The organism is Psychrobacter sp. TPE 89C, assembly GCF_055522395.1.
On the sequence record NZ_JBVFXW010000089.1, the window covers coordinates 1 to 3550 of the forward strand.

Annotated in this window: 2 protein-coding genes; one reads left to right on the forward strand and one right to left on the reverse strand. The window is 41.0% G+C overall.

The window, feature by feature from the left end:
• On the forward strand, window positions 1-2838 hold a 2838-nt coding region (locus tag ACZW67_RS14155; protein WP_465183784.1), incomplete at its 5' end, for an Ig-like domain-containing protein.
• 248 nt (window positions 2839-3086) lie between these two features.
• On the opposite strand, the gene ACZW67_RS14160 is transcribed toward ACZW67_RS14155, so the two are convergent.
• Complete coding sequence (locus ACZW67_RS14160) at window positions 3087-3416, reverse strand: hypothetical protein (protein ID WP_465183785.1); 330 nt, start codon at window positions 3414-3416, stop codon at window positions 3087-3089.
• Window positions 3417-3550 lie beyond the last annotated feature (134 nt).

Consider the following 3550-nt stretch of genomic DNA (forward strand, 5'->3'; position numbering starts at 1 on the left):
CAATCACCAGCAGGTGGCACCATTGCTGATGACGGCAAATCGGTTGACGTACCAGGCGAAGGTTCATGGGTCGTTGATCCAACCACGGGTGACATTACCTTTACGCCAGAAGCAGGCTTTACTGCTGATCCAACGCCAATCAACTACACCGTTGATGACCGTACTGGTGAGACTTCAAATGAAGCGACCGTTACTGTTGAATACCGACCAAATGCGCCAGTCGCTGTCGATGACGAAAAACTGGATCAAATAATTGGTGATGCAGTTACTGTGGCTGTAGTCAGTAACGACACTGATATTGAAGGCGACTTAGATCCAACAACCGTTGTGATCAGCCAATCACCAGCAGGTGGCACCATTGCTGATGACGGCAAATCGGTTGACGTACCAGGCGAAGGCTCATGGGTCGTTGATCCAGTCACTGGTGACATTACCTTTACGCCAGAAGCAGGCTTCACTGATAACCCAACGCCAATCAGCTACACCGTAGACGACCTCACTAATGAGACTTCAAACGAAGCAACGGTTACCATCGATTACGATCAACCAACTAGCATCTCAGTAGTGTCGCCTGGCCGTGTTTCTGAAGAAGGTTTGGTTGGAGGTAATCCAGATAGCAATCCAGATTCAGATTTAGATACCACTGACTCAGCAACTGATACTGATAGCAACTGGATCCGAGTAACTGACACTGATACCAGCCTCGACAGCGCAGTAGTCAAATTCGTATTGCCAACAGTAGATAATGGTATTACGAGTCAAGGCAATCCAGTAGATTTCCGTATTGATTCGGCAACAGGTAATATCGTTGGTGAATATACATATACGGACAGTACTGGTGCTTCTCAAGTTCAGAATGTTCTAACCATAAGTTTAAATGGTAATAAAGAAGCCATAGCTGATGGTTATCAGTTTGGATATGATGTAGTACTAGGCGCACCTGTAGACCACACACAAGGTGATAATATTGAAGATATATTATCTGTTAACTTCGGTGTAGAAGTGTTTGAAAATGCTACTGCTACTGATTCATTGGTGAAATCTGATGCGCTGCTGGCTGTTATCGAAGATGACTCTCCTGCGCCGCAACCTGTGGTTTGGAATATTGACGTTCAGCAAGAGACAATTACGCTTAGCGGCTTACAAACAGGTTTTAACCAAACCCTATTTACAACGCCCACGAGAGATGGTTATCTAATTGCTGATGCGGATAATGTTGCTAGTGGCAGTGCAGGTACTACTGTTGACTCTAGAGACTATGGCGGTTCAACTGGGACGTTGTCTGCTGAACAAGATGCTACATACCAAGCTGGTGATGGTAACTCTTATGTAGACTCTTTGGATGAAGGTATTTATTGGGGTAGACCTGCAGGAGATACTCCTGCAGGATATACCACTTATGAAAATACCAGCTATCAAGGTGAGGGTTCAGAAATTGACTTCTCGTCTGATATCGATCTAGGTGATTTCACTCACATTAACTTTGGTATCTTTGGAGATGGTGGGACGTTGGTTGATACTAACCTTAATGTCGACTTTACCATTGATGTGAACGGTAACCCTCAGAACGTTTCTGTTGACTATGAGATGAAGCATAACGAAACTCCTAATAGTGCAACGGCCGAAACTTATGGCCTCGACCCAGCTGTTTATGATGATACCTATGTTCAAGGTGACTTCATTGTTATACCGAATGCATCTCAGGTTATAACGATTGCTGGTCAGCAATATAAGCTTGATCTGGAGCTTGTAAATAAAGATCCAAATGCAGCTGTTGACTCTGATAAAAACAAAGAGTTCCTAAAAGCTTATCAAACGACACGTGAGGGTTCTTATGATCCTGCTTTAGATGATGAAAGCACCTTTGTGGTTAACAGTAATGAAAATCAGGCAAACACTTATGACATTATCGGTAAGCTAACTCCGTTAAATCCATTGCCTGAATTAGCAAATAACGTTGTGATCGCAGGACAAGTCGCAGTTGGTGCAGATGCTGTTGATTATACTGATCCGACGAGCGCTGGTATTATCTGGTCAGGCGTTTCAACAACAGATAGTGACCAAACGATTGCAGTAGTCGATACAGATGGTGATTCAACTAATTATGAACTCCAGACTGACTATGGTTTATTTACTGGTTATGCTGATGGTAGCTATAAATTCCAACCAGTTTCAAACATTGCTGATATTGTCCAAGCTGGTATAGATGATGTCGATGTGTTTAAATTTGAATATACAGACTCGGATGGTGATACGGCCAGCTCAACGGTTACTTTGAACTATGATGAGTACGCAACACCGTCAAACCCAGACTCAATGGATGATGTTGCCCCACGTGGTACTGATGATAATGACTATTTAGTCGGTACTAACCAAGCGGAAACGCTGAGTGGCGGTGCAGGAGATGATACTCTAGTTGGTCTGAGCGGTGCAGATACTTTACTAGGTGGTGAGGGTAGCGACGTTATCGTATTTGATAAAGATGATGTTTCTATTGATGGCGGCACAAACTTAGATGGTAGTCGAGAGAATGATACCTTAATCATTACCGACACGAGTATTACTGCTAGCGCTGATATGAGTAATGTTAGTAACTTTGAAACTCTTGATTTGACGAATAATATTGCTCAAACACTAGATCTAGGATTGAGTGATGTTATTAGTATGACTGATGGTAATAACCAGTTATTTATCAAAGGTGATAGCGTTGATACCGTCAATGTATCTGGTATGACTAAGTCTGGTGCTTCTGATCAAGCAGGTTATGATCTGTACCAAGACACTGGTAGTACGGCGAAGTTATACATCCAAACTGATATAATTGATAATGTTATTTAATATTATTCAATAATATTTAATAGATAATAAAAAAGCGCTCCCATATGGGGGCGCTTTTTAATGTGAGTAAGAAATAAAGTAAAGAGATAAGATGAACTGACAAACCGTAACTAGAGGTTATCCATAACAATGATACGTTTTAATCAATAGAGAGGTGTTAGCTCTCACTATTTAGTCAACGAGTGATCGCCGTGTTGAGTTCAAGATAATTTTGCTTAGCTTATCATTTAGGCTTACTGACCAAAAAATCAATGACTGATATTTTCTGTCATTACACCCATGCTATACAGTAAGTATGCAACTATGGTGAATGCGACGATAACTGGCGTAAATATCCAGATGACGACATTAATCAAGATCGATGGCAACAATCCATTGAAAAGCTCTATATCCGGTGCAAAAAAATCTGTCATGACATCGACGGCACGCTTGGCAATAGGGAAGAGTAAAGTGCTTAGTGCTAATGCATAGGCATATTTAGCAAAGCTAGGGTCGCTCATGACAACGATGAAATAAAATACTGAAAAGTAGGTGATACCTAGCATCCAGCATTTGAGAGTGTAGCTTACACGAATCATATTAGTTTCTCCTAAGGTGTTTTGATAATGACATTTAGAGAAGTCGTTTTGATAATTTCATAATAATGAATATAACATACATGCTACAAAATGAATATATAAGTCAACTTTTTTTTAATTTTTTTTCCAAAAGA

Coding starts and splice junctions, on each gene's coding strand:
- ACZW67_RS14160 (WP_465183785.1), bottom strand. CDS start 3,416: ATGATTCGTGTAAGCTACACTCTCAAATGCTGGATGCTAGGTATCACC.